This window comes from Citrobacter sp. Cu233, from assembly GCF_030332225.1.
In the GTDB taxonomy this organism is placed as follows: Bacteria; Pseudomonadota; Gammaproteobacteria; order Enterobacterales; family Enterobacteriaceae; genus Citrobacter.
Genome location: NZ_JAOWIF010000043.1, coordinates 59,672 through 80,540 on the forward strand (window position 1 = coordinate 59,672; position 20,869 = coordinate 80,540).

Annotated in this window: 19 protein-coding genes; 8 read left to right on the forward strand and 11 right to left on the reverse strand. The window is 52.9% G+C overall.

Features of this window, described 5'->3' with window-relative positions; all coding sequences use genetic code 11:
• Positions 1-33: 33 nt before the first annotated feature.
• The 3 genes from OGX95_RS21105 to manX are packed head-to-tail and all read right to left on the reverse strand — an operon-like array spanning position 34 to position 2,719.
• A complete protein-coding gene (locus tag OGX95_RS21105; protein ID WP_006684184.1) occupies positions 34-885 on the reverse strand; it encodes a PTS mannose transporter subunit IID in 852 nt (283 codons plus the stop codon).
• Positions 886-897: 12 nt separating this feature from the next.
• On the reverse strand, positions 898-1,698 hold the full coding sequence (locus OGX95_RS21110; protein ID WP_005122174.1) for a PTS mannose/fructose/sorbose transporter subunit IIC: 801 nt from the start codon (positions 1,696-1,698) through the stop codon (positions 898-900).
• Between the two features lie 58 nt (positions 1,699-1,756).
• Positions 1,757-2,719: a PTS mannose transporter subunit IIAB gene (gene manX, locus OGX95_RS21115; RefSeq protein ID WP_005122176.1), complete on the reverse strand. Its 963-nt coding sequence runs from the start codon at positions 2,717-2,719 to the stop codon at positions 1,757-1,759.
• 315 nt (positions 2,720-3,034) lie between these two features.
• On the opposite strand from manX, the gene OGX95_RS23060 reads away from it, so the two are divergent.
• A complete protein-coding gene (locus OGX95_RS23060; RefSeq protein ID WP_371747004.1) occupies positions 3,035-3,193 on the forward strand; it encodes a protein YoaL in 159 nt (52 codons plus the stop codon).
• Positions 3,181-4,740, forward strand: a complete 1,560-nt coding sequence (gene yoaE / locus OGX95_RS21120; protein WP_286630873.1) for a CNNM family cation transport protein YoaE — start codon at positions 3,181-3,183, stop codon at positions 4,738-4,740. Before OGX95_RS23060 ends, yoaE begins: the two co-directional genes overlap by 13 nt.
• A 6-nt stretch (positions 4,741-4,746) precedes the next feature.
• On the opposite strand, the gene pdeD is transcribed toward yoaE, so the two are convergent.
• From pdeD to pabB, 4 genes are all read right to left on the reverse strand, one after another.
• On the reverse strand, positions 4,747-6,348 hold the full coding sequence (gene pdeD / locus OGX95_RS21125) for a cyclic di-3',5'-guanosine monophosphate phosphodiesterase PdeD (RefSeq protein ID WP_286630874.1): 1,602 nt from the start codon (positions 6,346-6,348) through the stop codon (positions 4,747-4,749).
• 130 nt (positions 6,349-6,478) lie between these two features.
• Positions 6,479-7,843, reverse strand: coding sequence for an L-serine ammonia-lyase (gene sdaA / locus OGX95_RS21130; RefSeq protein WP_286630875.1), 1,365 nt, complete (start codon positions 7,841-7,843; stop codon positions 6,479-6,481).
• Positions 7,844-8,026: 183 nt separating this feature from the next.
• The gene (locus OGX95_RS21135) at positions 8,027-8,605 is read right to left on the reverse strand and encodes a CoA pyrophosphatase (RefSeq protein WP_286630876.1); all 579 of its coding nucleotides are present in this window, start codon (positions 8,603-8,605) and stop codon (positions 8,027-8,029) included.
• Between the two features lie 3 nt (positions 8,606-8,608).
• Positions 8,609-9,973, reverse strand: a complete 1,365-nt coding sequence (gene pabB / locus OGX95_RS21140; RefSeq protein ID WP_286630993.1) for an aminodeoxychorismate synthase component 1 — start codon at positions 9,971-9,973, stop codon at positions 8,609-8,611.
• Between the two features lie 80 nt (positions 9,974-10,053).
• Between pabB and OGX95_RS21145 the strand changes: the two genes are divergently transcribed.
• A complete protein-coding gene (locus tag OGX95_RS21145) occupies positions 10,054-10,233 on the forward strand; it encodes a YoaH family protein (RefSeq protein WP_003020986.1) in 180 nt (59 codons plus the stop codon).
• Between the two features lie 6 nt (positions 10,234-10,239).
• On the opposite strand, the gene OGX95_RS21150 is transcribed toward OGX95_RS21145, so the two are convergent.
• Positions 10,240-10,584, reverse strand: coding sequence for a RidA family protein (locus OGX95_RS21150; RefSeq protein ID WP_042307863.1), 345 nt, complete (start codon positions 10,582-10,584; stop codon positions 10,240-10,242).
• Positions 10,585-10,725: 141 nt separating this feature from the next.
• Between OGX95_RS21150 and yoaA the strand changes: the two genes are divergently transcribed.
• The 5 genes from yoaA to rnd all read left to right on the forward strand — a co-directional run bounded on the left by yoaA (position 10,726) and on the right by rnd (position 17,160).
• Positions 10,726-12,636 carry a DNA repair helicase YoaA gene (gene yoaA / locus OGX95_RS21155; protein WP_286630877.1) on the forward strand — a complete coding sequence of 637 codons (1,911 nt, stop codon included), beginning with the start codon at positions 10,726-10,728 and terminating at the stop codon, positions 12,634-12,636.
• Between the two features lie 58 nt (positions 12,637-12,694).
• Positions 12,695-13,390 carry a tRNA (adenosine(37)-N6)-threonylcarbamoyltransferase complex dimerization subunit type 1 TsaB gene (gene tsaB, locus OGX95_RS21160; protein ID WP_286630878.1) on the forward strand — a complete coding sequence of 232 codons (696 nt, stop codon included), beginning with the start codon at positions 12,695-12,697 and terminating at the stop codon, positions 13,388-13,390.
• A gap of 95 nt (positions 13,391-13,485) precedes the next feature.
• Positions 13,486-14,070: a Slp family lipoprotein gene (locus tag OGX95_RS21165; protein WP_137381866.1), complete on the forward strand. Its 585-nt coding sequence runs from the start codon at positions 13,486-13,488 to the stop codon at positions 14,068-14,070.
• A 204-nt stretch (positions 14,071-14,274) separates the two neighbouring features.
• Entirely contained in the window at positions 14,275-15,960 is a 1,686-nt protein-coding gene (fadD, locus tag OGX95_RS21170; protein ID WP_271441529.1) for a long-chain-fatty-acid--CoA ligase FadD, read from the forward strand.
• A gap of 84 nt (positions 15,961-16,044) precedes the next feature.
• Positions 16,045-17,160: a ribonuclease D gene (gene rnd, locus OGX95_RS21175; RefSeq protein ID WP_286630879.1), complete on the forward strand. Its 1,116-nt coding sequence runs from the start codon at positions 16,045-16,047 to the stop codon at positions 17,158-17,160.
• Positions 17,161-17,210: 50 nt separating this feature from the next.
• Here the strand turns inward: rnd and OGX95_RS21180 are convergent, their stop codons facing one another.
• From OGX95_RS21180 to yeaW, 3 genes are read right to left on the reverse strand one after another with little or no spacing between them, the layout of a single operon-like run.
• Positions 17,211-18,176 carry a PDR/VanB family oxidoreductase gene (locus tag OGX95_RS21180; protein ID WP_286630880.1) on the reverse strand — a complete coding sequence of 322 codons (966 nt, stop codon included), beginning with the start codon at positions 18,174-18,176 and terminating at the stop codon, positions 17,211-17,213.
• A 59-nt stretch (positions 18,177-18,235) separates the two neighbouring features.
• Positions 18,236-19,684, reverse strand: coding sequence for an NAD-dependent succinate-semialdehyde dehydrogenase (locus OGX95_RS21185; RefSeq protein WP_286630881.1), 1,449 nt, complete (start codon positions 19,682-19,684; stop codon positions 18,236-18,238).
• A gap of 18 nt (positions 19,685-19,702) precedes the next feature.
• Entirely contained in the window at positions 19,703-20,827 is a 1,125-nt protein-coding gene (gene yeaW / locus OGX95_RS21190) for a carnitine monooxygenase, oxygenase subunit YeaW (protein ID WP_286630882.1), read from the reverse strand.
• Positions 20,828-20,869 lie beyond the last annotated feature (42 nt).

Here is a 20,869-nt window from a genome sequence, read left to right on the forward strand (position 1 = left end):
CCGGGGGCAAGCCCCCGGTGATTTACAACAGTCTTACAGGCCGAGCAGGCCGACAGCGTAGCCCGCAATACCGATGATGAAGAAACCAACGATGATCCACAGCGGGTTTACTTTCTTACGCAAAAGCCACATACAGGCGAAGGTCAGCAGCAGAGGAACCAGTCCCGGCATCAGCTGGTCAAGGATTGTCTGCACGGTGGTCACGCGTGTCTGTCCATCCTGACCGGTGATTGTGGAAACCACCAGTGGGATATTCACATGCGTCCACTTATTAACCAAGGCCCCCATAACAAACAGGCCGAGGATTGACGCCCCCTCAGTCAGTTTCTGCAGGAAGCCGCCGCCCATATCTTTAACGATATCGACGCCTTTACGGTAGCCGTATGCCACGCCGTAGTAACGGGTTGCCAGACGTACCAGGTTGAACAGGATAAAGAACAGCAGCGGACCCAGCAGGCTACCGCTCATTGCGATGCCCGCGCCGAGCGCGGCGAATACCGGACGCACTGTACCCCAGAAAATCGGGTCGCCCACGCCTGCCAGCGGCCCCATCAGACCAACTTTGATACCGTTGATAGCACCATCGTCAATCTCTGCGCCATTCGCACGCTGTTCTTCCATTGCCAGTGTAACGCCCAGAACCGGTGCCGCTACATAGGGATGGGTGTTAAAGAATTCCAGGTGACGCTTGATGGCTTGCTTACGAGCATCGTTGTTTTCCGGATACAAGCGGCGAATAGCCGGTACCATGGAGAAACAGAAGCCCAGCGCCTGCATACGTTCGAAGTTCCATGAACCCTGAAACAGGTTAGAACGAATGAACACGCCACGAATGTCACTCGGAGTGAGTTTTTTCTCGGTGGTAGTTTTAGTCATATCAACCATTTCGCTCACCTGCTAGTCCAGTTCGTTATCAAGATCGTTGTTACCCGCCGCCTGTACTGGCGCACCGGCTACGCGGTTATATTTCGGGCTCAGCTGAATGTAGAGGATGGCCATTACGGCACCAATCACACCCAGAGCAACCAGGTTGAAGTTAGTAAATGCTGCAGTGACGAAGCCAAGGTAGAAGAACGGCATCAGGTAGCCTGCGCGCATCATGTTGATGACCATCGCATAACCCACTACGACGATCATGCCACCGGCAATATTCAGGCCGCCAGTAACGACTTCCGGAATTGCGTTCAGCATGCTCTGAACTTCACTGGTACCGACAGAAATCGCTACGATTACCGCCGGGATAGCGATACGCATAGCCTGCAGGAACAGGGAGGAAACGTGCAGCCAGGAGAGCGCCGTCAGGTTGCCGTTTTCGGCCGCCTTATCCGCCGCGTGCTGGAATGCTACGGTGATGGTACGAACGATAATGGTCAGAACCTGGCCTGCAGCTGCCAGCGGGATGGCCAGCGCGATACCTGCACCGATACTCTGGTGACCCGCAATAACCAGAACGGTAGAGATAATGGAAGCCAGTGCGGCATCAGGTGCAACCGCAGCACCGATGTTCATCCAGCCCAGCGCGATCATTTCCAGGGTACCACCGATGATAATACCGGTTTTCATATCCCCGAGAACGGCACCAATCAGCGTACAGGCCACCAATGGACGGTGGAACTGAAATTCATCGAGTACCGACTCCATACCCGCGATACATGCGACGATGAACACCAGCACAATCTGAAGAGTGGTAATCTCCATTGTACTTCTCCTATTGCTATACAGACTTAAGTGTGAAAACTAAGTAAATGCCAGGTAGTTATTTCGCCTTGGCAATCAAATCCATCATTTTCAGTTTCTGATCGGTAGAAACCTTACGGGCTTCGAGCTCAATACCGCGTTCGTTGAGTTTCTTGAAAGCTTCGATGTCTTTTTCATCCACCGAAATCGCGTTGTTTACCTGCGTTTTACCCTGGCGGAATGCCATGCCGCCAATGTTAACAGAGGTAATTTTTACGCCACCTTCGACGATGCGTTCTACATCGGTAGGGTTGGTGAACAGCAGCATTACACGCTCACCGGCGTATTTCGGGTTGTTATAGACGCGGATCATTTTCGCGACATCAACCACGTGTGCTGTAACACCTGGCGGTGCGACCTGAGTCAGCAACGTTTTACGCACGGTATCAGCAGCGACTTCATCGCTGACGACAATAATGCGCGTTACGTTTGTTTCTTTGGTCCAGCGGGTTGCCACCTGACCGTGGATTAAACGGTCATCGATACGCGCAAGGCCGATCTGCATATAGTCGTTCGGGCCCATCGGTTTCGCGGGTGCCGCTGCTTTAGGTGCTGCGACGGGGGCTGGAGCGGCTTTTTCAACAGGTTTTGCTTTCAGCGCTTTTACGCCTTCGCTTCCCGTTTCAACCGCCAGTGCAACTAATTCATCGAAGCTGGGGTTGTCGTCTCGCGCCATGAAGGTTTCTACCAGCATGGGAATGTTCACGCCTGCGATAACTTCGTAATGCTCTTTATCGACGACAATGCGGCTCGCAGCGTTAAACGGGCTGCCTCCCCATGTGTCAACGAGAAACAGCACGCCTTTACTGGTATCCAGTTTTGCCAACTGAGCGTTATACTTTTCAATCAGCGTTTCGGCATTTTCGCCTGGAACGAAATCTATCCAGCCGACGTTTTCCTGCTCGCCTAACAACATCTCTGCTGTTTTAAGTAACTGCTCTGCAGCCCAACCATGTGTGCCTATTACAATAGCAATGGTCACTTGCTACCTCCTTTATTATCGTTAACACATCAACGTGAAGATGCATTTTGAATCGCTCGTCCGCAATCGAATCGATTCAGATAAGGGTTACAAAGAAAAATCTATGATTTTCGTGAATTATTTTAGATATCGAAAAAAATATTTTATGTGATGAAGATCCGTAATTTAACTTCCGATCATAAGAAATTTCGAAGGGTGAAATATCTCCGAAACAACTTATTGCAAAGGAAGGTAAATCTTTGCTAAAAACCGGTTGTCTCTGTTATGTTGAGCATCTGTTTAATTACTCAGGAGTATAGGGCAGTAGCCCACCATATGGATCGTCACCGACGTCATTTCACCTTTAGGCCGTATCAAGCCTGTCAGTTTGGCACTTTTTGCCACAAACTTTATCTGCATATTGCTTTAACGCCTGAGATGTTCAGGGCGCAGTTTGATCATTCCTTAAGCAGGAGCTTGTCATGGAACTCTTAATGGACCCGCAGATTTGGGTGGGGTTGCTCACGCTTGTTGTTCTCGAAATTGTTCTGGGTATCGATAACCTGGTCTTCATTGCAATCCTTGCCGATAAGCTGCCACCGAAACAGCGAGATAAAGCGCGTCTCATTGGTTTGTCACTGGCGCTGATTATGCGTCTGGGCCTGCTGTCTGTTATTTCGTGGATGGTGACGCTAACAAAACCGCTGTTTACGGTCATGGACTACGCGTTTTCCGGGCGAGATCTGATTATGCTGCTGGGGGGGATCTTCCTCTTGTTCAAGGCTACGACAGAGCTGCATGAGCGGCTGGAAAACCGTGAACATGATACCGGGCAGTCAAAAGGCTATGCGAGCTTCTGGGTCGTGGTGACGCAGATTGTTATCCTGGATGCGGTGTTCTCACTGGATGCGGTCATTACTGCAGTCGGTATGGTCAACCATCTGCCAGTGATGATGGCGGCGGTGGTGATTGCGATGGCGGTGATGCTGCTGGCCTCGAAGCCGCTGACGCGATTTGTGAACCAACATCCGACGGTTGTGGTCCTGTGTCTGAGTTTCCTGCTGATGATCGGTTTGAGCCTGGTTGCCGAAGGGTTTGGCTTCCATATTCCGAAAGGTTATCTGTACGCAGCGATTGGCTTCTCAATTATTATCGAACTGTTTAACCAGATTGCCCGTCGTAACTTTATTCGCCACCAGTCGACTCTGCCGCTGCGTGCGCGTACTGCGGATGCAATCTTGCGTCTGATGGGGGGTAAACGTCAGGCCAGCGTGCAGATGGAATCCGACAATCCGGTGCCAGTTCCGGTCCCGGAAGGCGCGTTTGTGGAAGAAGAACGCTATATGATCAACGGCGTTCTCTCACTGGCATCCCGTTCATTACGCGGCATCATGACACCTCGTGGTGAAATTAGTTGGGTCGACGCCGAGCTGAGCGTAGCGGAAATTCGCGAACAGTTGCTTTCTTCTCCACACAGCCTGTTCCCGGTGTGTCGTGGCGAGCTTGATGAAATTATCGGCATCGTGCGTGCTAAAGAGCTGCTGGTGGCGCTGGAAGAGGGTGTGGATGTCGCAGCGATTGCGTCTGCCTCGCCGGCAATTGTCGTCCCGGAAACGCTGGACCCGATTAATCTGCTAGGTGTGCTGCGTCGTGCCCGCGGTAGCTTCGTCATCGTCACTAACGAATTTGGTGTGGTGCAGGGGCTGGTAACACCGCTGGACGTATTAGAAGCGATCGCAGGTGAGTTCCCGGATGCTGATGAAACCCCTGAAATCATTGCTGACGCCGATGGCTGGTTGGTGAAAGGGGGAACCGATCTGCACGCGCTGCAACAGGCGCTGGATGTGGATACGCTGGTGGATGAGGACGAAGACATCGCCACTGTAGCAGGGCTGGTGATTGCGGCTAACGGTCACATCCCGCGTGTAGGTGATGTTATTGAGGTCGCACCGCTGAGCATTACGATTGTCGAAGCCAATGACTATCGTGTGGATTTAGTGCGCATTGTTAAAGAACGACCCGCTCACGACGAAGACGAGTAAGCGGCGTTAGCGAAACGGCATAATGGGCATGATATGGCGCCCGTTATGCCTGGCGGGTGGTGGTGTACTGCCCGCCAGCCATTTGGGAAAATCACGAAGCGGCATCGGCTTCGCATACAAAAAACCTTGCAAGATATGTACACCATGACGACGTAAATGCTGCGCCTGTGCCTGCGTTTCTACGCCTTCAGCCACCAGTTCGATATTCAGCCTTTTTCCCAGCGCGATAATGATATCTGTGACGGTTGAATTCACGGCGTCGGTTCCGATCGCCGAAGTAAATGATTTATCAATTTTCAGCACATCCGGGCGCAATTTTTCCAGCCAGGAGAGCGAACTGTTTCCGGTACCAAAATCGTCAATCGCCAGCTTAACGCCGAGGCGGTTCAACTCGCGCACAATCCGATAATCCACATCCAGTAAGGCATCGCGTTCGGTCAGTTCAATAACCAGTTGCTGGATGGGATGCTGGCTGAACCAGTACTGATTGAGGTCTTTTAACAGCGTACCGTGGCGGAAATGGCTGGCGGCAACATTGATGCCGATATGAAACTGGCTACTCATCGGAAAAACGTGTCGTTGCTGAATGGTTTCTGCGATGACATGACGGGTAAGAGGAACGATCAGGTTGTGCTCTTCGGCGATAGGAATAAACACTTCCGGCGAAATCCAGCCCTGACGCGGGTTGTTCCAGCGCAACAGAATTTCTACACCCATACATTGCTGGGTCTGCGCGTTCAGCAGTGGCTGACAAAACAACTCGAACTCGTGCGCCGCGAGAGCCAGATTAATCTCCCAGGAAAAACTCATCCTGCTGGCGGTTGCCAGCCAGGCAAGGTATCCCACCAACAGGCTCAGGATCACAGCCAGCGGCAGTTGTGTCGGCAGATGTTTTATCGCCAATTCACTGGCGCCTGGGCCGGTGACACTGATCGTGAAGGGGAAATGTTGCGATGAAAGCTGATAACGTTTTTCATCGTTCAGTGCAGGCAAGGTCTCGACAACACCTTGTCCGTAGAGCAGGTGGCGGTTACCGACGGTTAAACTGGCGTTGGTGATTTGCGGTGGCTGGGGTTCCAGTAGCATGGTCGACAATAAATCAATATTGACGATTTCCAGCACCCCATTTTCGCCATCCGCAGAGGCCGGATACCACTGCGTCAGAATGGGACTACCTTTAATCAGCGAATGGTCGGTGGACAACAGCAGTTGCGCCTCCCGGCTAGGTAATTCAGGCTGAATTTGGCGGATAGGCACATTGCGATAGCCAAAGATACTGGAACAATAAAGAATGCCCCCCTGAATCAGACTGATAGAGCGCACGGTTTGTAGCCTGGCAGCATGCTTGCTCAAGGGTAAACGCGCCACAGAGCAGGGAAGACCAATCAACGGGAGCAGCATATCGCGCCCGGCCTGCAGTGGAAGCAGCACATCATCCAGTGCTTCAACGGCATGATTAGCAAAAGTGACGGTGTAACGGTGATTTATATTACGCTCCGAAATAAATCGGACCGTTAATGTGAGGATAAGCGTCAGTAGTGCACATATTGTGCAGACGATTAAGCGATTACGGCGATAGTTTTGAATGATCCGTTGTGCTGTTTGCATGCGGGCCGCCCGATAAGCCGTTGGTCCCAGAAGCCAACAGCAACAGAGCAAGTGTAGTGGGGAAAATTACAGTAGACGAGCGGGAAGGGGTAAATTCGCCCATCCGTCGCAGATGGGCGAAAATTAAGTATTAGTCACACTGGACTTTGATTGCCAGACCACCGCGTGATGTTTCGCGATATTTGGCGTTCATATCTTTGCCTGTTTCGTACATGGTTTCGATGACTTTATCCAGCGAGACTCGCGGCGCACTGGTACGACGCATCGCCATACGTGCGGCGTTAATCGCCTTCACGGACGCAATAGCGTTACGTTCGATGCACGGAACCTGCACCTGTCCGGCAACCGGGTCGCAGGTTAAGCCCAGGTTGTGCTCCATACCGATCTCGGCAGCCACACAAACTTGTTCCGGACTGGCGCCCAGTAGCTCAGCCAGACCAGCTGCCGCCATGGAACATGCCACACCGACTTCACCCTGACAGCCTACTTCGGCACCAGAGATAGAAGCATTCATCTTGTACAACGCACCAATTGCCCCCGCCGCCAGGAAATAACGGGTGTAGATATCCGGGCTGACAGATTCAATAAAGTGATCGTAGTAAGCCAGAACGGCAGGCACGATCCCGCAGGCACCGTTAGTGGGTGCTGTTACTACGCGACCACCCGCAGCGTTTTCTTCGTTAACGGCCAGCGCAAACATGTTCACCCAGTCGATCACGTTCATCGGATCGTTGGAGAGCTTGTCGCTGGAGACCAACATACGACGCAGAGCGGAGGCACGACGAGGAACGCGCAGCGGTCCAGGCAGAACGCCTTCGGTGTTCATTCCTCGATCGATACAGGCCTGCATGGTTTGCCAGACGTTGCCAAAGTAATCTTCAATCTCTTTCTTGCTGTGCAGTGCGAGTTCGTTCTGCATCACCATGCCAGAGAGAGACAGACCGGTGCTGTTGCAGTATTCCAGCATTTCGGTCGCGGATTTGAACGGATAAGGTACGCTGACCTCATTCGCTGCATCCTGGCCAAAATGTTCTTCATCAACGATGAATCCACCGCCAATGGAATAGTACGTTTTGCTGTAAATGACGGTTTCGCCGTTGTACGCATGGATCTGCATCCCGTTTTCATGCAGCGGCAAATTGCCGTTGTGAAAACGCATGCCGTCATTCTGCGGGAAATCCACTTCGTGTTGACCCTGTGCAAGCAGCAGGCGTCCACGCGCTTCTACATCGCGGATAAATCCGGGAATGCTGTCAATGTCCACGGTAGCAGGCTCATTGCCCGCCAGACCCATAATAATGGCGATATCGGTGTGGTGACCTTTACCCGTGAGCGACAGTGAACCATACACGTCGACGGCAACACGAGTAACGTTGTCCAGTAATCCTTTTTCGACCAGGTCATCGACGAACTGTTTACCCGCCTTCATAGGCCCTACGGTATGGGAAGATGAGGGACCAATCCCCACCTTAAACATGTCGAATAGACTAATCACGATAATACTCCTACAGGGCGACTGGGCTTTCCAGTAACGATGTTATAACTGCGCATAGTGTAAGAGGGAACGCGGCGATCGGCTTAACTATTCACATGAATTAAACTAATAGATAACCGCGGTTTTACTAATGTTGTGACCTGAGTTTCAAGTTGTCTATGGTGTGCGTAAAGATAAGTATAGTCAGGGCTTCACGCCAATTTGCAGCGCCAGTTCACGAATTATTCCGGCGGTCATTCCCCAGACGAAATAGTGTTCATACCAGGAAAGCCACACACGATGTGAATCGCCGCGGCGGTAGATATCGAGGGGATGGTAACGACCTAAATGCAGGGCTTGCGCCAACGGCATTTCAAACACCGCTGAAACCTCATCTTCACTGGCTCGATACGGTAAATTGGGCGGGATGATGCCCACCACTGGCGTGACCTGGAACCCGGTTACACTATCGACCGGCGGCAGCACGCCAATGACCTCAACGGATGAAGGCGGAATGGCCACTTCTTCCTGGGCCTCGCGCAGTGCGGCGGCAATCAACGACGCATCGCTGCTGTCCACCGCGCCCCCGGGAAACGCGACCTGCCCGGCATGTTTTCGCAAATGAACGGAGCGCTGAGTCAATAGCAACCCTGGCTGTGGGCGACGGACAATAGGGATCAGTACGGCAGCCTGGCGTTGGTTTAGCGCATCATGATTGACCTGCGGGCGCAGGAGTTGAAAACGTGATAAAAAATCATCAAGCGTCAGGCTGCTGTTTGCCACGTGTCAGTTCTCCAGTTGATGCAAAATACGATTCACTTTATCAAATGTTTCCTGATATTCCGCGTCTTCCTGACTGTCCGCCACAATGCCGCCGCCAGCTGAACAGTACAACTGCCCGCCGGTCGCTGTCAGGGTGCGAATGGTGATACTGGTATCCATATTGCCGCAAAAACTCAGATAACCGATGCTGCCACACCAGGCGTTACGGCGATGTGGCTCCAGCTCATCAATAATTTCCATCGCCCGCACTTTTGGTGCGCCCGTAATGGAGCCACCAGGGAAGGCTGCACGTAATAGGTCGGTCGCGTGCAGCGTCTGCGGCAAACGTGCGGTGATGGTACTGACCAGATGATGTACGGCCGGGAAGGGTTCAACCACAAAAAGTTCCGGAACCTTAACCGAGCCTGGAACGGCGACGCGTCCGATATCGTTACGCATCAAATCGACGATCATCAGGTTTTCCGCCCGATCCTTTGGCGAATTTGCCAGCTTGTCGGCTTGCTGGCGATCGGCATCAGGATCGTCCAGTCTGGGTAGCGTGCCTTTGATGGGGCGCGTCTGGATATGTTGATTTTCCAGTTGAATAAAGCGCTCCGGTGACAGGCTGAGGATCGCCCCGTCTTCCAGGCGTATAAACGCACTGAATGGCGCGCGGTTGGCGCGATTGAGTTGCACAAACGCTTGCCATTCATCGCCCTGATACTGTGCCTGAAAACGTTGGGCCAGGTTGACCTGATAGCAGTCGCCGCTGTGCAGATAGTGCTGCACCTGACGAAACTTTTCGCCGTATTGCTCACGGCTCATATTCGAGCGCCATGCCGACGTTAATGTAAATGGCTCGCGTACAGGCGGCAGTTGATCTTCGAGCCAGGCCAGACGAGCGTGCACATCGCTATGGCTAAGCAGTGATACAGTCTGTAGCTGGTGATCGACAATCAACGCCCAGTCATAGATACCGACGGCCATATCCGGCAGGGCGATATCGCATTTGGCAATATTCGGCAGCAATTCAAAGCGGCGGCCCAGATCGTAGCCAAACAGGCCCAGCGCGCCGCCCTGGAACGGGACGTCGGGATGATAATCAGGCTGAATAGCCAGGGCGGTTAGCGTTGAATGTAATACTGTCATCGGGTCATCAAGCGTGCGCAAAATGCCTTGCCTGTCCTTGACCACCGTCTCCTGAGCACGTGTGACCAGCGTCGCTACGGGGTCGGCGACCAGAATATCAAAACGGTTATGCGGATGATCAGCATGACCTGAATGTAACAGCATCGCCCACGGATGCTGGCTTAAGGTCGAAAAATAGCGTTCAGCGGCGTCCTGACACCAGGGTAATGTGATTACTGCGGGAGATAACGTCTTCATCAGTCCTGACTCGTTGCTACTCTACTGGCTAACTGCCCGGTAGCATGAAATAATTAGCGCAGACAATTTAGCAGGAGTTAACAATGTTTGCAGGTTTACCTTCACTCAGTCATGAGCAGCAGCAAAAAGCCGTCGAGCGTATTCAGGAACTGATGTCGCAGGGGATGAGCAGCGGACAGGCGATTGCTCTGGTTGCTGAAGAGCTACGCGCCAGCCATACCGGCGAACGGATCGTGGCGCGTTTTGAAGATGAAGACGAGTAACGTTGCCTAAACCGCAGCGATAATCTTGATCTCGACTTTGTATTTCGGGTTCATCAATCCGGCCTGTACCGTACAACGTACAGGCGCGTGACCGGCAACTACCCACGCATCCCAGGCTTTATTCATTGCGGCAAAATCACTTTTGTCTGCCAGAAAAAGGGTGGCATCAAGGATTCGTGACTTGTTGCTGCCCTGCTTTTCCAGCACCGCATCAATTTGTGCCAGCGTATTTGCAGTTTGTTCAAAGGCATCAGCGTCCAGGTTCTCCGGTACGCCGGTGTAGTACAACGTGTTGTTATGGATAACCACGTCAGACCAACGTGCTTCGGCATCAATGCGCACAATCGTCATAAATCATTCCTTATTTACATTTTTCTTCATGGGCTTCAGATTGCGCCAAGACTGCCATATTGTTGCGCCCGCGTCACCTCTTCAACTGGCGAAAGACCCGCTGGCCTGACATAATCCCTGTTCAAATGAACAGGGGGCAGTGTGACGGACGATTTTGCAGCAGACGGTCAATTGGCTAAAGCGATACCGGGTTTTAAACCGCGTGAACCACAGCGACAGATGGCGATTGCTGTCAGTCATGCCATTGAAAAATCACAACCGCTTGTTGTAGAAGCTGGCACTGGCACAGGTAAAACATACGCTTATCTCGCCCCGGCGCTTCGTGCTGGAAAGAAAGTGATTGTGTCGACGGGATCCAAAGCGTTGCAGGATCAGCTCTACAGTCGCGATCTCCCCACCGTTGCCAACGCACTGAAATTCACCGGTAAGCTGGCGTTGCTAAAAGGGCGATCCAACTACCTGTGTCTGGAACGCCTCGAACAGCAGGCGCTGGCGGGTGGCGATCTGCCGGTACAAACGTTAAGCGATGTCATACTGCTGCGCTCATGGTCAAACCAAACGCTTGATGGGGACATCAGCACCTGTGTCAGCGTGGCGGAAGATTCACAGGCCTGGCCACTGGTGACCAGCACTAACGACAACTGTCTTGGCAGCGACTGTCCGCTGTATAAAGAGTGTTTCGTTGTCAAAGCGCGTAAAAAAGCAATGGATGCCGATGTGGTGGTGGTCAACCACCATCTGTTTCTCGCCGATATGGTGGTGAAAGAGAGTGGATTTGGTGAATTAATCCCCGAGGCTGATGTAATGATCTTCGATGAAGCCCATCAGCTACCGGATATCGCCAGCCAGTACTTTGGTCAATCACTCTCCAGCCGGCAACTACTCGACCTGGCGAAAGACATTACGATTGCGTATCGCACTGAATTGAAAGACACCCAGCAGCTACAAAAATGTGCTGATCGTCTGGCGCAAAGCGCGCAGGACTTTCGCTTACAGCTCGGCGAACCCGGCTATCGTGGAAACCTACGAGAGCTGCTGGCTGACCAACGTGTGCAACGGGCATTTCTACTGCTTGATGACACCCTTGAGCTGTGCTACGACGTGGCGAAATTGTCCCTCGGGCGCTCTGCGCTGCTGGATGCCGCGTTTGAGCGCGCCACGCTGTACCGTGCCCGATTAAAACGCCTGAAAGAGATCAACCAGCCAGGATTCAGCTACTGGTATGAATGTACGTCCCGGCATTTTACGCTCGCATTGACGCCGCTTACCGTGGCTGACAAGTTCAAAGAAGTGATGGAACAAAAGCCGGGGTGCTGGATATTCACCTCCGCGACATTGTCGGTAAACGACGATCTCCACCATTTTACGGCACGGTTGGGCATTGATGACGCAGAGTCGATGCTGCTGCCGAGCCCCTTTGATTACACGCGTCAGGCACTGTTGTGCGTACCACGCAATCTGCCGCAAACCAACCAGCCGGGCGCGGCGCGTCAACTGGCGGCTATGTTGCGCCCTATTATTGAAGCGAACAACGGGCGCTGCTTTATGTTGTGTACCTCGCATGCAATGATGCGCGATCTGGCGGAACAATTCCGTGCCACCATGACACTCCCCGTACTTTTACAGGGCGAAACCAGTAAAGGGCAACTGCTGCAGCAGTTTGTCAGCGCAGGTAATGCCTTGCTGGTTGCCACCAGTAGTTTCTGGGAAGGGGTAGACGTGCGTGGCGATACGCTGTCGCTGGTGATTATCGACAAGTTGCCGTTTACCTCCCCGGACGATCCGCTGTTAAAAGCGCGGATGGAAGACTGCCGCCTGCGGGGGGGCGATCCTTTCGAAGAAGTTCAGCTCCCGGATGCGGTTATCACGCTGAAACAGGGGGTAGGGCGACTGATCCGTGATGCTGATGACCGCGGTGTGCTGGTGATTTGTGATAACCGTCTGGTGATGCGCCCTTATGGCGCGACCTTCCTGGCAAGCCTTCCGCCTGCGCCACGCACGCGTGATATTGCGCGTGCTGTTCGCTTCCTTGCTATACCATCGGCTGAGTAATTTGTTACGGAGTGTGGTAAGATGCGCGCCAAATTTATTGATCTGATCACAAATACCCATGCGAATTCTGGCTATCGATACCGCCACAGAGGCGTGCTCTGTTGCCCTGTGGAATGACGGTACTATCAAGGCTCTCTTCGAGCTTTGCCCACGAGAACATACCCAACGAATTTTGCCGATGGTCCAGGAGATCCTGGCCGCTGGCGATTTAACGCTCACCGATATTGATGCCCTGGCATTTGGTCGCGGTCCCGGCAGTTTCACCGGTGTACGCATCGGTATTGGTATCGCTCAGGGGCTGGCGTTAGGGGCGAATTTACCGATGATCGGGGTTTCTACTCTGGCGACAATGGCACAGGGTGCCTGGCGTAAATCCGGTTCGACACGCGTGCTTGCAGCGATTGATGCGCGTATGGGTGAAGTGTATTGGGCTGAATACCTGCGTGATGAAGATGGCATCTGGCACGGCGAAGAGACAGAAGCGGTGTTAACGCCGGAGCAGGTACACGAACGCCTGCTGCAGCTTTCTGGTGAATGGGTAACCGTTGGCACGGGCTGGCCAGCCTGGCCTGAACTCGGCAAAGACAGTGGTCTGACGCTGAACGATGGCGACGTATTGCTTCCAGCGGCAGAAGATATGCTGCCGGTCGCGACGCAAATGCTGGCATGTGGCAAGACCGTGGCTGTTGAACATGCTGAACCGGTTTATTTACGTAACACCGTGGCGTGGAAGAAACTTCCTGGTAAAGAATGAATCTTAGTAGTAAATCCCCCGGTTAATACGAACAGCCGCCGATGTGCAGTAGTCCGAACGTGCCGGGGCAGGCGCTAAGAAAAGGGAGTCGCAACATGGTGGTCCAAAAGCAGTTAATGAAAGGTGTACTGGCAGGCGTATTGGCGTTATCGCTAAGCGGCTGTGTCACCATCCCGGATGCGATTAAAGGTTCGAGCCCGACACCGCAGCAGGATCTGGTGCGGGTGATGAATGCGCCGCAGCTGTACGTCGGACAGGAAGCACGTTTTGGCGGTAAGGTGGTGGATATTCAAAACCAGCAGGGGAAATCCCGGCTGGAGATCGCCACCATGCCGCTCGATAGCGGGGCACGACCGATTCTGGGCGAAGCTTCGCGCGGGCGAATTTATGCCGATGTTAACGGCTTCCTCGACCCGGTAGATTTTCGTGGTCAACTGGTCACCGTAGTCGGACCCATAAGCGGAACAGTGGACGGAAAAATTGGTAGTACACCGTATAAGTTCATGCTTATGCAGGTAACTGGTTATAAACGCTGGCATATTACCCAGCAGATTGTGATGCCTCCGCAGCCGATTGACCCCTGGTTCTACGGTGCGCGTGGCTGGCCTTACGGTGGCTACGGCGGATGGGGATGGTACAATCCTGGTCCCGCACAGGTTCAGACGATAGTAACAGAGTAACTCTTTGTTTTAATGGTAAAAGAAACAGCGGCTCGTCCGCTGTTTCTGCATTAACGTGGATATAAGAAAAATAAATAGTGACGTGCTTCGCAACCTTGTCGTTGTGTAATAAACAAACTGGTACGCTGAGTTAATATTATGTTAACAGTTTGTTTATTGTCTGGGGTTGTGATGACGACGAATACGCATTTTAGAGGTGATGTATTGAAAAAGGTTTGGCTTAACCGTTATCCCGCAGGTGTTCCCGCGGAGATCAATCCTGACCGTTATCAATCCCTGGTGGAACTCTTCGAACACTCAGTAAGACGCTATGCCGATCAGCCTGCGTTTATGAACATGGGGGAGGTGATGACCTTCCGCAAGCTCGAAGAGCGCAGTCGGGCTTTTGCGGCTTATTTGCAACAAGGACTTGGACTGAAAAAGGGCGATCGCGTGGCACTGATGATGCCCAACCTGTTGCAATATCCCGTTGCCCTGTTTGGGATTTTACGTGCTGGCATGATTGTGGTGAACGTTAACCCGCTGTATACGCCTCGCGAGCTGGAGCATCAGCTCAACGATAGCGGTGCGTCGGCGATCGTCATCGTCTCAAACTTTGCTCACACGCTGGAGAAAGTGGTCGATAAGACCTCGGTTCAACACGTGATTCTGACGCGTATGGGCGATCAGTTGTCGACCGCGAAAGGGACGCTGGTTAACTTCGTCGTGAAGTATATCAAGCGTCTGGTGCCAAAATATCACCTGCCGGATGCCATCTCATTTCGCAGTGCGCTGCAAAACGGCTACCGCATGCAGTATGTGAAACCGGAAGTCGTGTCTGAAGATTTGGCTTTTCTGCAGTATACCGGTGGTACCACCGGTGTAGCGAAAGGCGCAATGCTTACGCACCGTAACATGCTGGCTAACCTGGAGCAGGTTAATGCCACTTACGGGCCATTGCTGCATCCGGGTAAAGAGCTGGTAGTGACGGCGCTACCGCTGTATCACATTTTCGCGCTCACCATGAACTGCCTGCTGTTTATTGAACTGGGTGGACAAAACCTGCTGATCACTAACCCGCGTGATATTCCGGGGCTGGTGAAAGAACTGGCAAAATACCCGTTTACCGCGATGACCGGCGTCAATACGTTGTTTAACGCGTTGCTGAATAACAAGGAGTTCCAGCAACTGGACTTTTCGTCGCTGCACCTGTCTGCAGGGGGCGGAATGCCCGTTCAGCAGGCGGTGGCAGAACGCTGGGTGAAGCTGACCGGCCAATATCTGCTGGAAGGTTATGGTCTGACCGAATGTGCTCCACTGGTAAGCGTTAACCCGCACGATATCGACTATCATAGCGGCAGTATCGGGTTACCGGTTCCGTCTACTGAGGTCAAACTGGTGGATGATGACGACAATGAAGTTCCGCCGGGAGAGCCGGGTGAACTGTGTGTTAAAGGGCCACAGGTGATGCTGGGCTACTGGCAGCGTCCGGATGCGACCGATGAAATTGTCAAGAATGGCTGGTTGCACACGGGTGATATCGCAGTGATGGATGACGAAGGCTTCCTGCGTATTGTCGATCGTAAGAAAGATATGATCCTGGTGTCGGGTTTTAACGTTTATCCGAACGAAATTGAAGACGTAGTCATGCAGCACCCTGGCGTTCAGGAAGTGGCTGCCGTCGGCGTACCATCGGGCAGCAGTGGTGAGGCGGTAAAAATCTTTGTGGTGAAGAAGGATGCTTCGTTAACCGATGAAGCGCTGGTGACTTTTTGCCGTCGTCATCTGACAGGCTACAAAGTTCCGAAACTGGTGGAATTCCGTGATGAGTTGCCGAAATCTAACGTCGGTAAAATTTTGCGACGAGAATTACGTGACGAAGCCCGCAGCAAAGTGGACAATAAAGGCTGAGCGTTAAGACAGCCAGCAGAAAACGCCGGATAATCCGGCGTTTTTTTTGGCGAAAACCTAAGAGAGCACGATTTGAATTATCAAATGATCACTACGGACGACGCGTTAGCCACGCTGTGCGAAGCCGTCCGTGAATTTCCGGCGATAGCCCTGGACACTGAATTTGTTCGCACGCGTACCTACTACCCGCAGTTGGGGCTGATCCAGCTGTTTGATGGCAAACACGTTGCTCTGATTGACCCGCTCGGGATCACCGACTGGTCGCCATTGCGCGATATTCTGCGTGATACCGCGATCACTAAATTTCTGCATGCCGGAAGTGAAGACCTGGAAGTGTTTCTCAACACGTTTGGTGAACTCCCACAACCACTGATCGATACACAGATTCTGGCCGCCTTTTGTGGACGCCCGCTGTCGTGGGGCTTTGCGGCGATGGTGGAAGAGTTCACCGGTGTGGCGCTGGATAAAAGTGAATCACGCACCGACTGGCTGGCCAGACCGCTGACCGAGCGGCAGTGCGAGTATGCGGCAGCAGATGTCTGGTATTTATTACCGATCACCACAAAACTGATGGCCGAAACCGATGCGTCCGGCTGGTTGCCCGCGGCGCTGGACGAATGTCGTTTGATGCAACAGCGTCGTCAGGAAATTCTGGCGCCTGAAGATGCGTGGCGAGAAATTACCAATGCCTGGCAGTTGCGTACCCGTCAGCTCGCTTGCCTGCAACTACTGGCCGACTGGCGGTTGCGCAAAGCACGTGAGCGTGATCTGGCAGTGAACTTCGTGGTGCGCGAAGAACATCTGTGGGCGGTAGCCCGCTATATGCCGGGAAGTCTGGGGGAACTGGACAGCCTGGGCCTCTCAGGTAGTGAAATTCGTTTCCATGGTAAGACGCTGATTTCACTGGTCGAGAAAGCGCAGACAATGCCGGAAGAAGCATTGCCGCAACCGTTGCTGAATCTGATGGATATGCCGGGTTATCGCAAGGCATTCAAAGCCATTAAAGCCCTGGTGGCCGAAGTGAGTGCAGAGCAGAATCTCAGCGTGGAACTCCTTGCTTCGCGTCGTCAAATCAATCAGCTGCTAAACTGGCACTGGAAATTAAAGCCGCAGGCGTCCCTGCCGGAACTGATTTCCGGTTGGCGTGGTGAACTGATGGCCGAGCGACTTAACGCGCTGTTGTTGGACTATCCGCAGTAAGTTGACCAGACTATGCCGGGTAGCGCTATCGCTCACCCGGCCTGACACGTTTACAAATCAAGCACCAGGCGTTTGCCTTTGGCGCGTGAACAGCAGATAAGCATGCTCTGTTGGCTGGCTTTTTCGTCGTCGCTAAAGTATTGATCGCGGTGATCCGCTTCCCCTTCAATAATCGTCGTTTCGCAGGTACCACACACGCCTTCACGGCACAGACATTCGACTCTGGCGGCTTTGTTATTTTCGATAACCTGCAAAATGGTCATCTCTTGCGGAACTAAAAACTCACGTCCGGAACGTGCCAGCACGAGGGTGAACGCATCACCGCTCTTATCTTCTACCGCAAATTGTTCAAAATGTAGCGTATTGTTGTCCAGGCCGTGGCGCGCTGCTTCGCTTCTTACGGCATCGTTAAGTACAGCAGGACCGCAGGTGTAAATATGCGTACCGGGTTCTACATCGGCAAGCAGACGTGTCAGGTCGAGGCGTGTGCCTTCACTCGAAAGATGCAGATGAATGCGATCGGCCTGGTGGTGCTGTTTCAGTTCATCATGAAACGCGCAGTTTTCCAGGCTAGGTGAACAGTAATGTAGCTGCCACTGTGCCCTGGCGTTTTCGAGTTCCGGGATCTGCGACAGGAAGGGTGTAATACCAATACCGCCAGCAATTAACAGATGTTTTTGCGCCTGCGGTTCGAGGGCGAAAAGATTATTGGGCGTGGAAATCGTCAGAGTATCGCCGGGTTTGACATGCTGATGCAGGTATCGTGAACCGCCTTTGGAATTTTCCTCCAGGCGCACAGCAATTTGCCAGGTGCGGGTATCCAACGGCGAGCTCATCAGCGAGTACGCGTTGCTATAGAGATTTTCGCCATCGCGCATTTGCACAATAATATGGCTGCCGCCCTGGAACGCAGGTAACAGATCGCCTGAGGCAGCCGTTAAGGTGAAGCGCTTTACATGCGCGGTAATCGTTTCAATCTGACTGACCAGAACTTCTCGCATTTGATATTCAGACATTGCGGCACTCCCTAAAAAATCTGTCCGGCGCGGGTTACCCGGCACGCCGGAATCTGTCGTTACAGCCCCTGGCAGAGATATTTCATTTCCAGGTAATCTTCGATACCGTGTTCAGAACCTTCTCGCCCCAGCCCTGATTGCTTCACACCACCGAAAGGGGCGACTTCATTCGAGATCAGTCCGGTATTAATACCGACCATGCCATACTCCAGTTGCTCAGAAACACGCCAGATACGCGCGGCATCATTGCTGTAGAAGTAGGATGCCAGTCCATAAATGGTGTCATTTGCCTGGCGGATCACATCCTGTTCATCGTCAAACTTCACCAGCGCGGCGACCGGTCCGAAGATCTCTTCCTGTAGCAACTGCGTGCCAGGCTGCACGTTGCCGATGACGGTGGGCGTAAAATAGTTTCCTCCCAGCGCATGGCGTTGACCACCGGTTAACAACGTGGCGCCCCGCGTCAGCGCGTCGTCGAGCAACGACTGCACTTTGTTTACGGCAGCAGTATTGATTAGCGGACCGGTTTGTACGCCAGGTTGCTCACCGTTGCCGACTTTCAGAGCGGCGACCCGAGCCACGAATTTCTCACAAAACGCGTCATAGACAGCCTGATGAATGTAAAAACGGTTCACACAAACACAGGTCTGTCCGGCATTGCGGAATTTAGCCACCAGCGCGCCTTCAACGGCTTTGTCGAGATCCGCGTCCTCAAATACGATAAACGGCGCATTGCCACCCAGCTCCAGTGAGACCTTTTTGATAGAATCGGCACACTGGCGCATCAGTACGCGCCCTACCTCGGTAGAGCCGGTAAACGACAGTTTGCGTACGCGATCGTCAGCGGTGAACAATGCACCAATTTCGCGAGACTTTCCGGTCACGACATTGATAACCCCCGCCGGAATACCGGCCTGACGTGCGAGTTCTGCCAGCGCCAGAGCGGTAAACGGCGTTTCGTTGGCCGGTTTTACTACCATCGTACAACCTGCGGCTAGTGCGGGACCGGCTTTGCGGGTAATCATTGCCGCAGGGAAGTTCCAGGGGGTAATTGCCGCGCAGACTCCGATACCCTGGCGGATCACCATCAACCGCTTATCCGCCGCAGGCGAGGGGATAATCTCGCCATTAGTACGTTTAGCCTGCTCGGCAAACCACTCAATAAACGACGCGGCATAGACAATCTCTCCTTCCGCTTCAGCCAGCGGCTTGCCCTGTTCGGCGGTCATGATTTGCGCCAGCGCCGTTTTGTTGTCGAGAATTAAATGATGCCAGGCTTTAAGCAACGTGGAACGTTGAGCGGCGGTCATTGCCCGCCAGACCGGTAGCGCCTGAGATGCGGCATCAATGGCGCGTTGCGCCTCTGAAGTTCCCATGTTGGGAATTTGCCCCAGAACGGCCCCTGTTGCCGGGTTGCTGACCGACAACGTGTTACTGTCATCGGCATCACACCAGTGTCCGGCGATAAACGCCTGCTGGCGAAAAAGTGAAGTCTGAAAAACGGTCATAACGAACTCCTTCGCGGATTAATCCTGAAACACCTGAGCGATCAGATTATGGAAATGGGCAATGCCATGTTCGGAGATTCCGCTACCGCTGGTATCCGCCATAATGCGTCCCTGTCCACGATAGCCGCGTGATTTCAGACCTTTTTGTACGCTCTCCACCAGGCGTAAATCCTCAGGGCGGAAGACATTGCGATACCATTCGATCAGCGCTTTTTGCTCATCAGTCAGCTCTTCATTAGTGAAATAGATGTCGTAGTTTTGCAGTGTGGTTTCTGCATCCACCGGGAATTCATAAATAACGGTCATCATGCCTTTGATTGGCGTGACGTTGAGCATGGTGCACGGCCACAACCAGAAGCCGTGGAACGCAGCATCAACACCTTCTTCGAACTTAAACGACTGTTCAGAGGGTTTGGCAAAACCGTATTGCAGAGTCCAGTTGCCGTGCATGGTATGCCAGTAACGGTCAACCTGTACTGAGTCGGAAAAACCAGGGTGGGCCGGACCGCAGTGGTAGCACTCCAGATAGTTATCAACGATATTTTTCCAGTTGGCCGGTGTGCGGGTAGTGAAACGCGCTGCGAGTTTCAGATCGTGCACGTCAGGGCAGGCCTCGACGACTTTGGCTGCCAGTCCCGGAAGCTGATCTTCTACGCTACCGGCGTTCGGGTCCATGTTGATGAATACAAAACCGGCGTATTCTTCGAGTCGTACTGGTGTCAGATGAGCCTTCTCACTGTCAAAGTTGGCGACGTTTTCACAGTTACGGGCATGAGCCAGATTGCCATCAAGCTTGAACGCCCACGCGTGGTAAGGGCAGGTAATCACGTTTTTGGCTTTCCCTTCGCCGCTCAGCAGTTGATGACCACGATGCGGGCAGACGTTGTAGAATGCGCGCAGTACATTATCGCGACCACGCACCAGCACGATGTTCTCACCAATCACTTCACGTGTGACATAGTCATTTGGCTTTGCCAGTTCGCTGCTGTGGGCAACACAAATCCAGCTTTTGGCAAACACGTTCTCTTGTTCGTGTTCAAACGCCTGCTGGTCGGTATAGAACCGTGCCGGGATAGTCCAGGCGTCCTGCGGATTAGCACAAAAATTTTGCGGCAGAATAAACTCAGGGCTCAGATTGCTCATTGGATTACCTTTAATTTGTGAGTAAGAGGATTTTTTACTGGC